A 17321-nucleotide genomic window follows, 5' to 3' on the forward strand; every position below is an offset into this window, starting at 1 on the left:
TTTTTAATTTGCCAATACCAGCTGGTTCTTTAATAACTCCTTAATTTCTGGCTTACAACTACCACAGCCTAAACCTGCACCCGTTTCTGAGCATAGTTTGTTGAAATCTGAACATCCTGCTTTAATGGCATCAATCACATTACCTTTCCCTACTTGACTGCAGGAACATACCAATTTCCCTTTCATAGGTACAGAAGTGGTAGCTCCCCTTAGTAATTCATTACGCTTTTCAGAGAGTTCTATTTCTTCTTCAATCAACTTTTTAAACTCTGCAAATTCATTTTTATCGCCCAATAAAATAGCCCCTTTAAGGGTGTCGTCCTTTACAATACATTTTTTATAGAATCGTTTACTAACATCCATTAAAATGATTTCTTCATAAGACGAATCTCCTAATGGCGAGTTGACCATACCTATACTGCACAGATCCAAGTTCTCGAACTTTAGAATATTCATTAATACCGAACCATTGTAGATGCTACTAAAGTCACCTAGAATAAAGTTAGCGGCAATATCAGCTTGTTGTTCAGCTGCCGATGTGATTCCGAAAAGCGAATTTTTATACTCGGCTATTTCGCCAAGTGCAAAGATTGATGGGTCGCTACTTTGTAAGTATGAATTGACAACGACACCTCTACGGGTATGCACCCCGGTCTGTTTTGCCAATTCTATATTAGGTCTGGTACCTATGGCGTACACTATGGCATTACACTGAATGGTTCTGCCCGTTTTTAGATTTACCAAAAGACTATGCTTCTGTTCCTTGTCTTCAAAAACGGTACTTACCTCATTATCAAAATATAAGTTTATGCCACGTTCCATAACATCTTCTGCCAACAGCCTACTGGCAACGCTATCTAACTGACGCTCCATTAAACGTGGTGCCCGCTGTATAATACTAATGTTGATGTTAATCTTTTTCAATGCCGCGGCAAGCTCCAACCCTAAAAGTCCGCCACCTACAATGACTACGTTCTGGTCTTTTGCCTTGAGTCCGGTTTCCGCTAAATATTTTCTGAGTTTATCGGCATCTCCCCTTTCACGCATGGTAAACCTGCCAGGTAATTTTATTTGTACATCGCTAGGTATAAATGCCCTACTACCCGTTGCCATAATTAGCAGATCGTAACTATGCCTAATTCCTTTAGCATCTACAACCGTTTTATCATCGGCATTAATATTGTCGATACAAATACCCGAGTGTAAGGTTACATCTAACTTTTGCAACTCTCCTTCTTTCAATTTCTCCAAAGCTTCCCACGAAAGTTCATCACTAACATATTCAGGAAGCAAAACCCTATTATAAAACGGATCTTTTTCCTTTGAAAACACATGAAGTTCATCTACGGTATTCTTTTCCCTGTATGATTGTATAAAGCGATACGCCGCGGCACCTGCCCCAACGACAACAACCTTCTGTTTCTCTTTAACGTACTTGGTGACCTCAACGGCACAGTACTTAAAATCTGGTTCTTTAGACACGGGGTCAACCAAATCATTGGTGAGGTTATTTGCCCTACCAAAATCATTGTTCAATACTTTGCCCCAATGCATTGGCAAGAATACGACCGACTCCCTAATATCATAATTGAGCTGTACTTTCACTTGTACTTGACCACGTCTACTTTTGACCACCGCGATATCGCCATCTTTTATTTTCCTTAAATAGGCATCTACAGCATTCATTTCTAAATAAGGCTGTGGAATATGGGTCAACAATCTTTTTACTTTACCGGTCTTGGTGCGGGTATGCCACTGATCACGAACCCTACCAGAATTTAATATTAATGGATATTCGTTATCTGTTTCCTCCGATTTGTTATAAAGTGTAGCAGGGGCGTTAAAGTGTGCCTTTTTATCATTGGTGAAAAATTTACGGTCTGTAAATAGCCTAGGCGTACCTTTATGAGTTTTATGTGGTACGGGCCATTGAAAACTACCTTCATTCTTCAATCGATCATACGACAAACCCGAAATATCTATTTCAGTGCCTTTAGTCAAAAGGCAATGTTCATCATAGACCTCGCTACTATTTGCATAATCAAAACCTGTATAGCCCATTGCCTGGGCAAAGCGCCAAATAATTTCTGCATCTGGCAATGCCTCGCCGGGGGCGTCTATAACTTTTGGTAAATAACTAATTCTTCTTTCAGAATTGGTCATTGTACCTTCTTTCTCTAGCCAACCCGCTGCAGGTAATAGTAAATCTGCAAATTTTGTGGTCTCCGAATTATGGGAAATATCTTGTACCACTACAAATTTTGCCTTTTTTAAGGCTCTTTCAACCTTATTTACATTAGGCATACTAACTGCCGGATTGGTACAGATTATCCAAATTGCCTTTAATTTTCCTTCATCAAGGGCATCGAACATTTCTGTTGCCGTGTACCCTGGTTCTGCCTGTATTTCTCCGCCTCCCCAAAAATCTGATACTTCTTTTCTATGCTTGGGATTGCCTAAGTTTTTATGGGCTGCCAATAAACTTGCCATGCCACCTACTTCTCTACCACCCATGGCATTTGGCTGCCCGGTCAATGAAAAAGGACCTGAACCAGGTTTTCCTATTTGACCGGTTAATAGGGAAAGATTCAATAACGATACATTTTTAGCAACACCAATAACACTTTGGTTGAGCCCCATGGTCCACATACTTATGAACTTTTTGGCATTACCAATATACTCTGCTGCTTTGCGAATATCGGCAACGGGAATACCGCATTTTTTAGCAGCTTCTTTAAGAGATAAGCTATAAGCCATTTCTTTACAAGCTTCAAAATTGGCAGTGTGCTTTTTTATAAAGGCGGTATCTATTTTTCTTTTTTCTATTAACCTTCTTGCTATGGCATTAAAGAGAATAACATCTGTACCCGGTAGGATCTGCAAATGTAAATCTGCTCCGGCACAAGTCTGTGTTTTACGAGGGTCTACTACAATTATCTTTACATTAGGATTCTCTTCTTTATGTTTTTCCAACCTTCTATACAAGATAGGATGGCACCATGCCGGGTTGGCCCCTGCAATTAAAAAACAATCTGCCAGTTCTATATCGTCGTATGAAATGGGTACAGAATCTTCACCCAATGTTTTTTTATAACCCACTACGGCAGAACTCATGCATAATCTAGAGTTGGTATCTATATTATTTGTACCAATAAATCCTTTTGTCAATTTATTGATGAGGTAGTACTCTTCCGTTAAGCACTGACCAGACACATAAAAACCTACGCTATCGGGACCATGTTTTGCTATGATACTTTTAAACACTGCAGCGGCGCGTTCAAAAGCGGTATCCCATGAAACCCGTTGTAAGGGATGGTTACGGCTCCATTTCATTTCTGGGTATAAAATTCTATCTGAAGTATCTTGAGCTACGTAATTTAAATTTCGTCCTTTTGAACATAGCATGCCCTTGTTGGATGGATAATCTGGATTACCATCTACGGTAATAGTTCCTTTTGCATCTACATCTACCAATATACCACAGCCTACACCGCAATAAGAACATATGGTTTTATGAGTTTTGTTGCTATTCATTTTATCAATGATAAAGAATGGGTTAGAAGTACACTGCAAATTATAAAAAGTACGTATAAATACGTACTTTTTTATGATAAATGTTTTGCCTAAAAACTAGTGATTCTAAATTAATAAGGACAAATACTGAGAATAAATCAAAGAATAGCAAACTACGGCACATACTTGTTAAAACAAGCTGCCTGCTTTAATTAGTGAAAATGGATAAATGTATCTCAGTATTAAGCTTATCCCATTACTAGTCAGCTCATAAAGCTGAATACGAGTTTGGTTAAATAAGGTTATACTTCTGCGACTTTTTAGAAAGGTCTATTAGGTTCTTTACGTCCATCTTACGCATTAGATTAAATCGATGCGTTTCTATGGTTCGCTTACTGTTTTGAAGTTTTTCTGAAATCTGTTGATTGGTTAAACCAGATAGCACCAATTCTAAAACCTTTAATTCTTTATTGGTAAGATCAAATACATTTTCTCCCGTCTTTTTAGGTGTGTCTTCTTTTACCACCTCTTTTTTGGCACCCAATAGGTTATTTACAAGAACATTGCTTATATCTCCACTAAAGTATTTACCACCTTCCCTAACGGTGTATATTGCCTTTATAAATTCTGATTTATCGGTATCCTTTAGCAAATATCCATTGGCACCAGAGCTAATAGATTTTAAGATATACTCTTCAGAATCATGCATAGAAAGTATAATGGTCTTTACCGGCGATTTACTTTTGGTGAGTTCTGCCACGGCATCAATACCGTTCATAACAGGCATTCTAATATCGATAATCAAAATGTCTGGGTCAACTTCTGCAACCAAATCAATAGCCTCCTTGCCATTTGATGCTTCCCCTATCACTTCTAGATCAGACTCGGTTTCCAATAAAGAACGTATACCGTCCCTTACCAAAGCGTGATCATCTGCCAATACTATTCTTGTTGTTTCACTCATAATATAGGTAATTATACGTACGACGCTAAATTACATATAATTTTAAAAAAATACGGCCTATACATAATGTGCTGTATAGACCGTAGAACCAAACTAATTTAAATACAAATACTATTCTTTTTTGGTGTTCAGAAATTGAGGTTTAATGGTCAACTGTACCCATGCCCAATTTTGGCTACTTGCCGCAAGGTCTTCAGTTATTCCCTTTAGCTCGTACATACCGTCTGCAGCGAACATTTGAGAATAGCCAATTGCCAGTCCGTAGCCCTTGAATTTTTTAGCGAATACCAAATCAACTTCGGTACCCAATGATTTTTCTCCACTTGGTAATTCTTGCTCTCCACTAAAGTTCAATACCTTTACCAATAAGCTCGACTGCTTTCCTAAGCTGAATTTTGCACTTGCGTGAATATCAAACAGCCCTACGGAATTGGCATGGTTACCTACGTAGAAATAATCCATGAATCCGTTAAACTTGTGATTAGTTCCATACAGTGGGAAAAAAGCTTCGGTCTTATCTGTGGTATCGGCCTTGTTACCGCTTATTACTTCTGTACCAATGCCCAATGCTATCTTATCGCTGGCTTTATAACCCAATTCAAGTCCCAATAAATATGCACCACCAACTTTTACTTCATTCTGTCTTTCGCCCGTTTGTAAAAATATATTGGCATTTGCGCTAAAGCTTCCTGCCTTATACCCTAAATGTGTACCTATGGTCTGCAAACTACTTATACCATCGGCAGCGCCATCAGTATCAAAATTTTGGAAACCGTTGTTCAATGTTAAAAAGCTACCAGAGAATTTATCCCATTGTTGTTTTGCATATACATATTGCATGGTCTTATAGGTAAAAAAACCAGATGTATTATATGCCGTACCTACAGACTGAAACCCTGTAGGATTATCAAAATCTTGACTAAAAGCAAGACCTATGTCTAACATAAACTTGTCTTTTTTGTACTTTAAAAGTCCGGCATCATGGTTTCTACCTTGCTGTGCCCAATCTAACCCACCAAAAATACGTTGGTCATCATAAGCAATAGATTGTCTACCCAATTTAGTGGACCAACCTTTTCCTAAATTTATATTGGTCCAAGCTTCAAAAACGGCAAAAGAATCGTTTTGATCGTCTGGCAATATTTGTCTGTTTTCACCCCAAACCAATACATCTTGTATGCTTAGATAAAACTGGTAGGCTTCCGTTGAGTACTTTGCGTTTAATCGTGCTCGGGTAGATATTGCAAAGCCAGCATCTGCCGCATCTGGTATAATATTACCAAAACCATGTCTATATTCGGTTCTTGGCCTAAATTGACCGTCGAGCGTAAATTGTGCCCACATTGCATTACCGGTCAAAAATAACAGGGTGATAATTAGGTGTTGTTTTTTCATAATAGTTACTGTTTAAATACTGAGTTAGTTAATGGTTAGTGTTCAAGAAAATCTATCAAATGTTTTCTGTAAGTGTAATAATCATCGCTCTCCAATACAGATTTGCGAGTTCGTGGCCGTTCAAAATCGATAGAGAGAATATCTCCTATTTTTGCCTTCGGCCCACTGGTCATCATAATAACGCGATCGGCTAAAAAGATGGCTTCATCAACATCATGGGTAATCATGACCGCTGTAATTTTTTCTTTGTTCCATATTTCAATGAGAATATCCTGTAATTCTCCCCTGGTCAAAGAATCTAGCATACCAAAAGGTTCATCTAACAACAATACTTTGGGTTTAATGGCAAATGCCCTTGCGATACCCACACGTTGTTGCATACCCTGTGATAATTCTGATGCCTTTTTATGAAATGCATTTTCAAGTCCTACTTTGTGCAAATAATATTTTGCTATGTCTTGTCGCTGCCCTTTGGTCGCCTGTGGAAAAACTTGATTGACCCCTAGCAAAACATTTTGTAAAGCAGTCATCCACGGCATTAAGCTAGGAGATTGAAAAATAACGCCCCTATCTGGACCGGGACCTTTTACCGGGTTGCCCAATACAGAAATATTACCTCCAGAAATCGGATTAAGACCAGCGATCATTGAAAGCATTGTGGTTTTGCCACAACCTGAGTGACCAATAATGGTTACGAATTCTTCTTTTAAGATTTGTAAATTCAAATCTTCAAGAACCACATAATCTCCCTTTGGCGTAGGATATACTTTCTTTAATTTAGAAAGGTCTAGCATTATGTTTGAAGGATAAACAATACCATTCTCTGAATATACTTCGTTAGATTGTTGTACTGTATTCATTTTTTCCAATTCTTTAGGCCACAAAACTTTTTGGGGTAAGCTCTGGCAATTTATATTCTACATCAGATACCGTTTTTCTCTCATCACCTATATCCATTAGGTATTCTATAATGGCATTTCTGGTTTTCTTATATACAGGATTATCGTTCATGGCCGTTTTATCCCTTGGTCTTTCAATGTCTATTTTAAACTCTGGACCCAAGGTGGCATTAGGACCTGGTTTTAATGGAATTATACGGTCTGCCATATAAATACCTTCATCGACATCATTGGTAATCAATAATGCCGTACGCTTGTCTTGGCTCCAAATATTCAAGATCTCGTCTTGCAGGTTACCTCTGGTCAAAGCATCTAAAGCTCCTAAGGGTTCGTCCATAATGATCATCTCAGGATTCATGGCCAAGGCACGGGCAACCGCAACCCTTTGGCGCATTCCGCCAGAAAGCTCTTTTGGTCTTTTATTTATTGCAGGACTCAGACTTACCATTGACACGTAGTCTTTAACCCTTTCCATTAGAACTTTCTTACTTTCTTTTGGAAAAGCTTCTTTTACCGCCATGTAAATATTCTGCCCAACCGTTAACCAAGGTAATAGGGAATAATTTTGAAAAATTACACCACGTTCATGACTGGTATCCGTTACCGGTTTCCCTTTAAAAAGAACCTTGCCACTAGTGGGTTGCAACAAGCCGTTGATCAAGTTTACCAAGGTGGTTTTACCGCTACCGGTAAAGCCTACGATCGCTACAAATTCTCCTTCATCCATAGTAAGGTTAATGTTAGACAGTACTTCTGTACTACCATCGCCCTCACCATAGGTTTTATAAATATTATTTAGTTCTAAGTATGCCATGTGCTTCTTTTTATAAATTATGCCATCTCATTTTTGTTGAAAGAAACCATGTTCTGTACCGTCAACATCAATCTATCTAACAAGAAACCAATAATACCTATGACGAACATGGCCACGATGATTTTGGAGTTAGAGTCGTTTGCACCATTTTGGAATTCTTCCCAAACAAAAAGTCCTAAACCTTGACTTTGTGCCAGTAGTTCAATAGCGATCAATACCATCCATGCTACCGAAAGGGTAATACGTAATCCTGTAAAAATTAACGGTAGTGATGATGGTAGAATTACCTTGAATACTTTTTGGAACGTACCCAATTTCAAAACTTTGGCAACATTGATATAATCTTTATCAACCGATGATACTCCCATAGCCGTGTTGACCAAAGTTGCCCACATGGCACAAAGCCCAACACTGATAAAAGAGATGACAAAGGCATTGTCTGAGCTATCGCCTATATATAACGTTTTTACGATCATAAATACCAGTAAGTACCAAACTACGGGCGACACAGGTTTAAATACTTGAATAAACCAATTAAACGCACTGCGTAAAGACGGACTAAGACCGATCACTATTCCTATAGGCACGGCAATTAACAATGCTAAGAGAAAACCGGCAAAAACCGTTTTTATACTTGTAAGCACAATGTCTATAAACGAAGCTCTACCTGTGTAGACTATTGGGTCTTTACCTTGTGCAATCAATTTTTCATTGGTTTCGGACAATTTTTCTGCAAAAGCGGCCTTATCTGCTTTAATTACTTGGTGATCGGCAACCAAAGACTTTAAGGACGCCCAAACCTGAGAAGGAGAAGGCAAGGTATTGGGCTGGCAGCTACTATCTCCCGATTCTATACATGCACGCTCGGCAGCAGCAGCTTCTTCGCCTCGTTCTTGTAATGCTTTTTCTATCTTATAATTTGCCTCTTTATTGTAAAGGGCCTTTGACCCCATGTGCCATAAACCTATAAACAATAAGATGGATAGAAGTGTTATACCGGCATTCTTCAAAGATTTTAGAATACCATCCTTTTTTACACTTGGTGTAAGTTTTAAAAGCAGCTGTTTTATGCTTGCAGACAAACTTTTTTCATTTTTTAAGACCATTTCTTGCTCCATAATAATTTGTTTAAAGTCAATGAATATGTGTGCTTACTTTTTATCCTTGTTTCCGATAGAAAAACTGTTGATGTACCCAATAGGGTCTTTAGCGTCAAAGCTGGTACCATCAATAAAGTCTGATGTAGGTGCTTTATAACCATCGGTTGCAGGTATATCTGCTGCAGGTATTTGACCTTCAGCTACCAAAAGATCTGCCGCTTTTTTCCAAATGTCAGGTCTGTAGATATCTTTAATGGTACTAGCATACCAATCTGTAGTTTTAGCTTCAGGAATTTGCCCCCATCTACGCATTTGTGTCAAGAACCAAATACCGTCAGAATAGAATGGATATGTTGCATTGTACTTGTAGAATACATTGAAATCCGGCATTTCGCGCTTATCACCTTTTTCAAATTCAAAGGTTCCTGTCATTGAATTTGCCAATACCTCTTTTGGTGCGCCCACATATTGTGACATGGACAATATCTCAACCGCTTCTGCTCTATTAGAAGGTTCATCTAACCATTTACCAGCTCTGATCAATGCTTTTGTAACCGCAATGGCCGTATTAGGATTTTGCTCTACAAATTGCTTTGTCATTACAAATACCTTTTCAGGATTGTTTTTCCAGATATCATAATTAGTAGTTACAGGAACACCGATTCCTTTAAAAACCGCTTGTTGGTTCCAAGGTTCACCTACACAGTATCCATATATAGTACCAGACTCTAATGTTGCCGGCATTTGTGGCGGAGGAGTTACCGATAACAACACCTCGGCATCTATTTGCCCTTGTACATTATCAGCTGTATAAATACCTGGGTGAATACCTGCTGCAGCTAACCAATAACGCAATTCATAATTGTGTGTTGATACGGGAAAAACCATTCCCATTTTAAAAGGCTTTCCTTCATTTTTATAGGATGTAATTACCGGTTTTAAAGCATCTGCCTTAATAGGGTGAATAGGTTTTCCGTCGGGATCTGCAGGCACATTTGGTTTCATTTTAGACCAAACATCATTCGATACGGTTATTCCGTTACCATTTAAATCCATTGAAAAAGGAGTGACCAATTCTGCTTGTCTACCAAAACCTGCACCTGCAGCGATTGGCTGACCGGCCAACATATGCGAACCATCTAATTGCCCATCGATTACACGATCTAATACGTTTTTCCAGTTACTCTGTGCCTCTACAGAAACAAAAAGTCCTTCTTCTTCAAAAAAACCTTTTTCTTTAGCAATCGCCAAAGGTGCCATATCGGTCAGTTTAATAAAACCGAAGGTTAACTGTGGCTTTTCAATATCTAGCATTTTAGTTTTAGAAGCTACCGCCTCTTCAGTAACCGATTCGGCTTTCTTGCTTTTAGTATCTCCACAAGCTGTAAAGACCAAGGCTAGGGAAAAGGTTAAAATAGATGAAGTAAAAATGTTTTTCATAATCCTATTATTTAGTTTTCTACGTATTTATACTTATTTCTACAAATATATACGTAACAACAATTTTCATTAATGCGATTAGGAATGTTTAAACCTCTTTTTATACCATATTATAAACCCTTCTAAAACCATATTAAAATCTGCGAAAAAGCAGGTTTTAATATTAAAACGCTGTTAATTAACCTTTTGCTGCTGATAAAAGAAATTGTGACAACTACGTAAGTATGTGTGATTAGATAGTACGTACTATTAACTATCCAAGTAGAAATTATGCTCTGAAATTTCTTTTTTAAGAAGTGTGATATTTGAAATGCCAATTCTTTTGCCTTTGGTGATCAACAAACCCTCTTTTTTAAGGATGGAGAACATTCTTATGACCTGTTCTTCGGTAGTGCCCGCATAATCTGCATATTCACGTCTGCTTAATAAGAGCGAGAAATAGCCGTTGGTTTGCCCAAACTTGCGGTTAATATATAATAAGGTATCTATGACACGTTCTCTAACCGTCATTTGAGATAAAGACTTCACTCTAATTTCACTGCGATTAAGTTCATTGGCATAAAACAACATAAAGTCATAAGTAAGACTGGGTGTTTCTCTTAATGTTTCTTGAAGTAGTTCTTTTGAGAAGTAACACAATGTGCAATCTACCAAAGCAATGGCACTAATAGGGTAGGTTTCTTCTGTACCAAAACCTCTGTGCCCTATTATTTCACCCGGGGTGGCAAAGCGCACTATTTGTTCTTTACCATGAAGACCGGTTCTTAAAACTTTTACTTTGCCACTTAATAGAAAAAATAGACCTGTAACCGAAGCGCCCTCCATAATGAACTGCTGTCCCTTTTTACACTTTATTTCCTTTCTAGCTTTTACCAGCTTACCAATATTAGGAGTGTGTATGTTCTTTTGAATAAGGCAATTTTGATTCGTACATATACCACAGGCACTATCTAGCAGCTTATCTTGCTGTGCAGTATAGATCGATATTTGATTTGTGCCTTCTCGCATAGGTTTACGAACTTATATGGAACTTGGTGATAATTTGACCACAGGGGTATCTGCCTTTTGCAATTCTTCTTTCACCTGTTTTTCATCTTCCGCAGAAAATTTAATGGCAAGTGTGGTTAGTGCCGTAACAATAACAAAGCCTCCAATTATTAAATACCCGCTTGAAACCGCACCCGACGCTGCAGCAGATTGAGCAGCTTTCATTGCTTCTTCTCCTAAATTAGCATTTGCAGCCAACGCGTTGGTCTCAGCCATTGCCGATTTTGATTTCAGTAAAAGTGCCGCTAAAAATGCCCCAACATTGCCACCTGCCCCAACAATGCCCGATATAGAACCAATTGCTTTTTTGTTGATAAATGGCACAACCGAGAAGGTGGCCCCTTCTGCCATTTGAACCGTTAAGCTAAAGGCTATTAAAAATATGATACCCATTGCAAAACTTGTGGCTAATGAAAAGGTAGAAAGCATAACGCCTTCTAGCGCAAGTATTACTGTCAAAAAAAGCACCCTGCCTCGTAACCCTTTCAATCTACCGAATCGATCCCCAAAAAAACCACCCAAGGTTCTTGCAAAAATGTTCATGAGCGCAAATGAAAGTACCAGATTACCTGCAGTGGATCTTGTTAATCCGAATGTATTTTGTAAATAATCGTCCATAGTACCATACACTGTAAGCTCCATTCCAAAAGAAGCTGCGTATACAATGAAAAGGATCCAAACCCTATAATCTTTTAATACACTTAGAAATGATTCTTCATCTTTTTTAAGCTTCGGCATTTTACCTTCTTCTTTCAATTCTTTGAAGTTTCCCTCCGGAGTATCTTGGGTAAAAAAGTAATATACAACACCCATTAACATAGCAATAATACCAGCGATAATCATAGAATATCTCCAAGCAATTTCATCGGCAACACCAAAGCTTACCACTGCTGCAGCAATTAATGGCATACCTAAACGATTGGCACCACCACCTAAATTTCCCCATCCGGCAGAGGTAGCGTTCGCCGTACCTACAATATTTGGGGCGAACATTATTGAAGTATGAAATTGGGTGATGACAAACGATGCACCTATAAAACCAATAAACAACCTACATATTAAAAACTGTAACGGCGTTTGCACAAAACCAATAAGAATTACAGGAATGGAACCTAATATCAATAAATAGGTATAACATAACCTAGGACCATATTTATCACAAAGCTTACCAATTAATAGTCTAGCGAAAACAGTACCTGTAACCGCTAATATGATAGAATTCCATTTTTGACCTGGAGTCAAACCTAAATCCTTTACCACATCTGGCATAAATGGCACAATACCAAACCAAGCAAAGAAACATATGAAAAATGCAATTGAGGTTATCCAAAAGGTACGAATGGGTAAACTTTTTACATTCGTTAATTTTAAGGTAGTAGATTTTTTAGTTTGACTTTCCATTATATAGCAGATTCTGTTATTGAATGAATACAAACCTACTATAAAAATACGTAATAATACGTAGTTTTGAATATAATTTTATTTTACTACGTATTTTTAAAGAATCGAAGAAATAGCTCAACTCCAGTTATTTAATTCTGAATTTAACGCAGATAATATTTAAGATACATCAATATTTGCCATTGATCCGCATACTCTTTTTGGCAATGACCAGAATATAGTTAGTGATATAATGTCATTTAGCGGTTAAATGGCATGGTGAAGAATACGCTGTACTTCTTCTTCAAAAAATGATGGATGATCAGCTACCACATCACCAATAACAATAATACCAGGCTGTGTAATATCAATTTCTCCTGAAATAGTGTTCAGCGTATTTAAAGTAGCTACATAACATTTTTCATGCGTAGTAGTTCCGTTTTGAATTACAGCAATAGGTGTCATCAATCCCCTATATTTACTAACTTCTTCAACTATTTCTTTCAACTTTCTAATCCCCATTAATATAACCATAGTGGTAGATGATTTGGCAGCAAACTGTAAATCTTGAGAAAACGAACCATCTCTTTTTGTTGCCGTCATAACCCAAAAACTACTACTTACCCCTCGTTTGGTCATAGGTATACCTTGACTAGATGGTGCTGCTATTGCACTAGTAATGCCAGGCACTACACTTACCGGTATACCAAATGATTCTACATATTCTATCTCCTCGTTCGCTCTACCAAAAACAAAAGGGTCACCTCCTTTTAAGCGTACCACATGGCCGTACTCAAAGGCATATCTTACTATAAGTTCATTGATTTCATCTTGTGTGTGCGAATGTTTTCCACATCTTTTACCTGTAAACACCCTAGGTATATCGGTACGTATTTCAGATAATAGCTCATCACTGATCAACGCATCATACAAAACAATATCGGCTTGGTTCAAAACCTTCATAGCCCTTATTGTTATTAGGTCTTTAGCCCCAGGACCCGCACCTACTAAACTTACTTTTGCTGTTTTTTCCAATTCCATCTTCATAGTATTAAGCATTGTTAATTATGGATTCTTCAACAAGAATACGTAATTATTTTCATAAAATCAGTATTTATATACGTATTTATACGTAATATTGCTAAGTAGCTAAACAATATGGGTATGAAAACAATAATTGTTGTCGGTAACGGAATGGTAGGTTATAAATTCTGTGAGAAATTTGCCGCACGTGAAGAAAGTAAGCATTTTAAACTGATTGTTTTTGGTGAGGAGCCACGCGCTGCCTATGACAGGGTGCACTTAAGCGAATTCTTTGAAAATAGAGACGCCAAAGCATTAGAAATGGCACCTTTGGAATGGTATGCCGATAATGATATCGAATTGATAGTTAATGAAAGGGTTACCGATATCCATAGAAGTAAAAAGACCATTACTACCGCTAGTGAAAAAGAATTTATTTATGATTACTTGGTTTTGGCTACAGGATCGGCACCATTTGTTCCTCCTATTCAAGGTGTAGAAAAAAAGGGCGTCTTTGTCTATAGAACCATTGAAGATCTAGAGGCGATGTTATCATACGCCGAAGAAATAAAAAAATCAAAGCCAGATGGCAAAGCGGCAATACTTGGTGGCGGACTCCTTGGTCTTGAAGCAGGTAAGGCGGTTATGGACATGGGTCTAGAACCACATGTAGTAGAGTTTGCCCCAAAATTGATGCCCCGGCAATTAGATGCTAGAAGTAGCAACGTATTACAACTAACCCTAGAATCTATAGGTATATCGATACATACCGGAAAAGCTACCAACAGTATTATGGGCAATGGCGCAATTACAGGAATGGATTTTGGCGAAGATGACAAATTAGATGTGGATATGCTGGTCATTTCAGCAGGTATACGACCAAGGGATGAACTAGGTAAAACCTGTAATCTAGAAATGGGCGTACGTGGCGGTATTGTGGTAAATGATAAAATGCAAACTTCTGACCCAACCATTTTTGCCATAGGCGAAGTAGCATTGTATAACCAAATGATCTACGGTTTGGTTGCCCCAGGTTATGAAATGGCAGAGGTTGCGGTTAATCAAATTCTTGAACAAAGTGACGTGGTCATGAAGTCTGAAATTGATATGTCTACCAAACTGAAATTGATAGGGGTTGATGTTGCCAGCTTTGGTATTCCCTATATGCCAGCCGAGAAAGGACTTTCCATTATCTATGAAAACAAAACAAAGGGAATCTACAAAAGAATAAATGTTAGCCATGACGGGAAAACCTTATTAGGCGGAATTATGGTTGGTGATGCCGAAGATTATAGCATTCTTCATCAAATGTACCTCAACAATATGCCTTTGCCAGATAATGCCGAAGAACTGATCGTTGGCTCTAGAGGTGAAGGGGGTTCTGCTTTTGGAAGCGCCATGGACCTACCTGATACAGCAGTAATCTGTTCTTGCGAAGCTGTTACCAAAGGTGATGTTTGCTGCTCTGTTTTAGATAATGGCAACGAAACCTTAAAAGATGTAGCCAAAGCTACAAAAGCAACTACCGGTTGTGGTGGTTGTAAACCTATGGTGACCGACTTAATAAAGGAAAGTTTAAAAACGTTAGGTAAAACGGTAAAAGAACGTTTATGCGAGCATTTCGATTATTCTCGCCAAGAACTTTTTGATCTCGCAAAACTAAAAGGTATTACTGATTACGACACACTTTTAGATGAAGTAGGCACTGGTAACGGTTGCGAAGTTTGCAAGCCGGCTGTTGCTGCAATATTTGCCAGCTTATACAACGAAACAGCCAATAGACAAGAAACCATACAAGATAGTAACGACCGCTTTTTAGCCAATATTCAACGTAATGGAACTTATTCGGTAGTACCAAGGGTGGCCGGTGGAGAAATTACACCAAAACAATTAATGGCCATTGGTAGAATAGCGCAAAAATATGACCTGTATACCAAAATTACCGGTGGACAACGTATTGACATGTTTGGAGCAAAACTACATGAACTTCCCATGATTTGGGAAGAATTGATTGCGGAAGGTTTTGAAACGGGTCAAGCCTATGGTAAATCTTTACGTACCGTAAAAAGTTGCGTAGGCTCTACCTGGTGCCGCTATGGTATGGATGAAAGTGTAAGCTTTGCCATTGAAATAGAGCACCGTTACAAAGGGATACGTTCTCCTCATAAATTCAAAGGTGGTGTCTCTGGTTGTATTCGCGAATGTGCAGAAGCAAGAGGTAAAGATTTCGGGTTTATAGCAGTTGAAGGTGGATGGAATGTTTATGTAGGCGGCAATGGTGGCGCTACACCTAAACACGCGTTATTACTAGCAGAAAAAGTTGATAAGGAAACAGCAATAAAATATGTAGACCGTTTTATCATGTTCTACATAAAAACCGCACAACCTTTGCAAAGAACTGCCCCATGGTTAGAGAAATTAGAAGGTGGTATTACCTATTTACAAAATGTTGTCATCAATGACTCGCTAGGTATTGTAGACCAACTTGATGCAGAAATGCAAGCCTTGGTAGATTCTTATGTATGCGAATGGAAAGAGGCGGTGGAAACCCCAGAAATTAGAGCGCGTTATACGCACTTTGTAAATTCTGAAGAAACGGATAACAATATTGAATTTGTGTCTTTAAGAGAACAAAAAATGCCTAAAGAGTGGGCGTAACAATTGTCGGTTGACAGTTGTTGTTTGGTAGTTAGCTGATATTCTTAAGTAGAATTTTATTAAACATTAAAAATCGAAATTATGTCTTTACCTGTTTTGAATACATATGAAAGTGTAGCTGCAAATGAAGTTAAGGTTTGGTTCAAAGCTGCACCTATTTCTAAGTTTCCCAAAAACGGTGGTGCTTGTATAAAATACAAGGACAAACAAATTGCTGTATTTAATTTTACAAGAGAAGGTACCTGGTATGCCTGCCAAAATCTTTGTCCGCATAAAATGGAAATGGTACTTTCTAGAGGTATGATAGGGGAAGAAAATATGGAAGCTAAAGTGGCATGCCCGCTTCATAAAAATACATTTTCTTTAAAAACAGGTGAAAACTTAAATGGCTCGTTGGATGCAATTGCCACTTATCCCGTAAAAATAGAGTCGGACTTTGTGTATGTTGGGTTTTCTGAATAGCTTTGAGTAAACTTAAGACTTATGGCGACCACGGATAAATTACTACTTGCATTTAAATATTTTGACGAAGCCAATAAGCAAGATCCCAATACAGAAGTTTTTGAAGGAACCACATACCCTAAAGAAGTACTTTATGGTATACGAATGACGGAAAGGTTAAATGCATTTGACCCCAACGCCTCTGAAGCATTGCGCCTTACTGCCAGATGTCAACATATTTGTAGATGGGAAATACCTAGGGAATCTTACGAGATGAACCGTGAAGGCTACCTAAGATGGCGACAAGAATTAAAAAAATTCCATGCCACTAAAGCGGCTTCTATTTTAGAAGATATTGGTTACGACAAAGAAACCATTGACAATGTCAAGTTTCTGTTACAAAAAAAACAACTAAAGAAGAACGAAGAAACCCAAACCTTGGAAGATGTTATTTGTTTGGTTTTTTTAGAGTTCTATTTTGAATCTTTTGCCCATAAACACCCTGAAGACAAAACCATTGATATTCTTCAAAAAACGTGGAGAAAAATGTCGCCAAAAGGTCAAGAAGCTGCTTTAAAACTGCCGCTTTCTAAATTTTCTTTAGATTTAATTACCAAGGCGCTACACGCCTAGTAGAAATATACTAT

At 38.1% G+C, this 17321-nt stretch carries 13 protein-coding genes; 3 read left to right on the forward strand and 10 right to left on the reverse strand.

Annotated features, from left to right (window positions below; all coding sequences use genetic code 11):
• Positions 1–3 precede the first annotated feature (3 nt).
• From EXIGUO8A_RS06910 to cobA, 10 genes are all read right to left on the reverse strand, one after another.
• Entirely contained in the window at positions 4–3534 is a 3531-nt protein-coding gene (locus EXIGUO8A_RS06910; RefSeq protein WP_159302526.1) for a nitrate reductase, read from the reverse strand.
• Positions 3535–3805: 271 nt separating this feature from the next.
• Complete coding sequence (locus tag EXIGUO8A_RS06915) at positions 3806–4477, reverse strand: response regulator transcription factor (protein WP_159302527.1); 672 nt, start codon at positions 4475–4477, stop codon at positions 3806–3808.
• Positions 4478–4588: 111 nt separating this feature from the next.
• On the reverse strand, positions 4589–5872 hold the full coding sequence (locus EXIGUO8A_RS06920) for an alginate export family protein (protein WP_159302528.1): 1284 nt from the start codon (positions 5870–5872) through the stop codon (positions 4589–4591).
• A gap of 35 nt (positions 5873–5907) precedes the next feature.
• The gene (locus EXIGUO8A_RS06925) at positions 5908–6732 is read right to left on the reverse strand and encodes an ABC transporter ATP-binding protein (RefSeq protein WP_116771517.1); all 825 of its coding nucleotides are present in this window, start codon (positions 6730–6732) and stop codon (positions 5908–5910) included.
• Positions 6733–6745: 13 nt separating this feature from the next.
• The gene (locus EXIGUO8A_RS06930) at positions 6746–7585 is read right to left on the reverse strand and encodes an ABC transporter ATP-binding protein (RefSeq protein ID WP_159302529.1); all 840 of its coding nucleotides are present in this window, start codon (positions 7583–7585) and stop codon (positions 6746–6748) included.
• 17 nt (positions 7586–7602) lie between these two features.
• Positions 7603–8703: an ABC transporter permease gene (locus EXIGUO8A_RS06935; protein ID WP_159302530.1), complete on the reverse strand. Its 1101-nt coding sequence runs from the start codon at positions 8701–8703 to the stop codon at positions 7603–7605.
• 33 nt (positions 8704–8736) lie between these two features.
• Positions 8737–10125: a CmpA/NrtA family ABC transporter substrate-binding protein gene (locus tag EXIGUO8A_RS06940; RefSeq protein WP_159302531.1), complete on the reverse strand. Its 1389-nt coding sequence runs from the start codon at positions 10123–10125 to the stop codon at positions 8737–8739.
• Positions 10126–10374: 249 nt separating this feature from the next.
• A complete protein-coding gene (locus EXIGUO8A_RS06945; protein WP_159302532.1) occupies positions 10375–11133 on the reverse strand; it encodes a Crp/Fnr family transcriptional regulator in 759 nt (252 codons plus the stop codon).
• 12 nt (positions 11134–11145) lie between these two features.
• Positions 11146–12573: an MFS transporter gene (locus tag EXIGUO8A_RS06950; protein ID WP_159302533.1), complete on the reverse strand. Its 1428-nt coding sequence runs from the start codon at positions 12571–12573 to the stop codon at positions 11146–11148.
• Positions 12574–12819: 246 nt separating this feature from the next.
• Complete coding sequence (cobA, locus tag EXIGUO8A_RS06955) at positions 12820–13593, reverse strand: uroporphyrinogen-III C-methyltransferase (protein ID WP_317164580.1); 774 nt, start codon at positions 13591–13593, stop codon at positions 12820–12822.
• Positions 13594–13716: 123 nt separating this feature from the next.
• Here cobA and nirB point away from each other — a divergent pair, with 123 nt between their 5' ends.
• The 3 genes from nirB (at position 13717) to EXIGUO8A_RS06970 (ending at position 17307) form a co-directional block, all read left to right on the forward strand.
• On the forward strand, positions 13717–16233 hold the full coding sequence (nirB, locus tag EXIGUO8A_RS06960) for a nitrite reductase large subunit NirB (protein ID WP_159302535.1): 2517 nt from the start codon (positions 13717–13719) through the stop codon (positions 16231–16233).
• Between the two features lie 81 nt (positions 16234–16314).
• A complete protein-coding gene (nirD, locus tag EXIGUO8A_RS06965) occupies positions 16315–16695 on the forward strand; it encodes a nitrite reductase small subunit NirD (RefSeq protein WP_116771524.1) in 381 nt (126 codons plus the stop codon).
• A 21-nt stretch (positions 16696–16716) separates the two neighbouring features.
• Positions 16717–17307 carry a DUF4202 domain-containing protein gene (locus tag EXIGUO8A_RS06970; RefSeq protein WP_159302536.1) on the forward strand — a complete coding sequence of 197 codons (591 nt, stop codon included), beginning with the start codon at positions 16717–16719 and terminating at the stop codon, positions 17305–17307.
• Positions 17308–17321 lie beyond the last annotated feature (14 nt).

The organism is Maribacter litoralis, from assembly GCF_902506355.1.
Lineage (GTDB): Bacteria > Bacteroidota > Bacteroidia > Flavobacteriales > Flavobacteriaceae > Maribacter > Maribacter litoralis.

Excerpts from the sequence above, each read along its gene's own strand:
- EXIGUO8A_RS06910 (WP_159302526.1), bottom strand. The coding sequence starts at position 3,534 with ATGAATAGCAACAAAACTCATAAAACCATATGTTCTTATTGCGGTGTA.
- EXIGUO8A_RS06915 (WP_159302527.1), bottom strand. The coding sequence starts at position 4,477 with ATGAGTGAAACAACAAGAATAGTATTGGCAGATGATCACGCTTTGGTA.
- EXIGUO8A_RS06920 (WP_159302528.1), bottom strand. The coding sequence starts at position 5,872 with ATGAAAAAACAACACCTAATTATCACCCTGTTATTTTTGACCGGTAAT.
- EXIGUO8A_RS06925 (WP_116771517.1), bottom strand. The coding sequence starts at position 6,732 with ATGAATACAGTACAACAATCTAACGAAGTATATTCAGAGAATGGTATT.
- EXIGUO8A_RS06930 (WP_159302529.1), bottom strand. The coding sequence starts at position 7,585 with ATGGCATACTTAGAACTAAATAATATTTATAAAACCTATGGTGAGGGC.
- EXIGUO8A_RS06935 (WP_159302530.1), bottom strand. The coding sequence starts at position 8,703 with ATGGAGCAAGAAATGGTCTTAAAAAATGAAAAAAGTTTGTCTGCAAGC.
- EXIGUO8A_RS06940 (WP_159302531.1), bottom strand. The coding sequence starts at position 10,125 with ATGAAAAACATTTTTACTTCATCTATTTTAACCTTTTCCCTAGCCTTG.
- EXIGUO8A_RS06945 (WP_159302532.1), bottom strand. The coding sequence starts at position 11,133 with ATGCGAGAAGGCACAAATCAAATATCGATCTATACTGCACAGCAAGAT.
- EXIGUO8A_RS06950 (WP_159302533.1), bottom strand. The coding sequence starts at position 12,573 with ATGGAAAGTCAAACTAAAAAATCTACTACCTTAAAATTAACGAATGTA.
- cobA (WP_317164580.1), bottom strand. The coding sequence starts at position 13,593 with ATGGAATTGGAAAAAACAGCAAAAGTAAGTTTAGTAGGTGCGGGTCCT.
- nirB (WP_159302535.1), top strand. The coding sequence starts at position 13,717 with ATGAAAACAATAATTGTTGTCGGTAACGGAATGGTAGGTTATAAATTC.
- nirD (WP_116771524.1), top strand. The coding sequence starts at position 16,315 with ATGTCTTTACCTGTTTTGAATACATATGAAAGTGTAGCTGCAAATGAA.
- EXIGUO8A_RS06970 (WP_159302536.1), top strand. The coding sequence starts at position 16,717 with ATGGCGACCACGGATAAATTACTACTTGCATTTAAATATTTTGACGAA.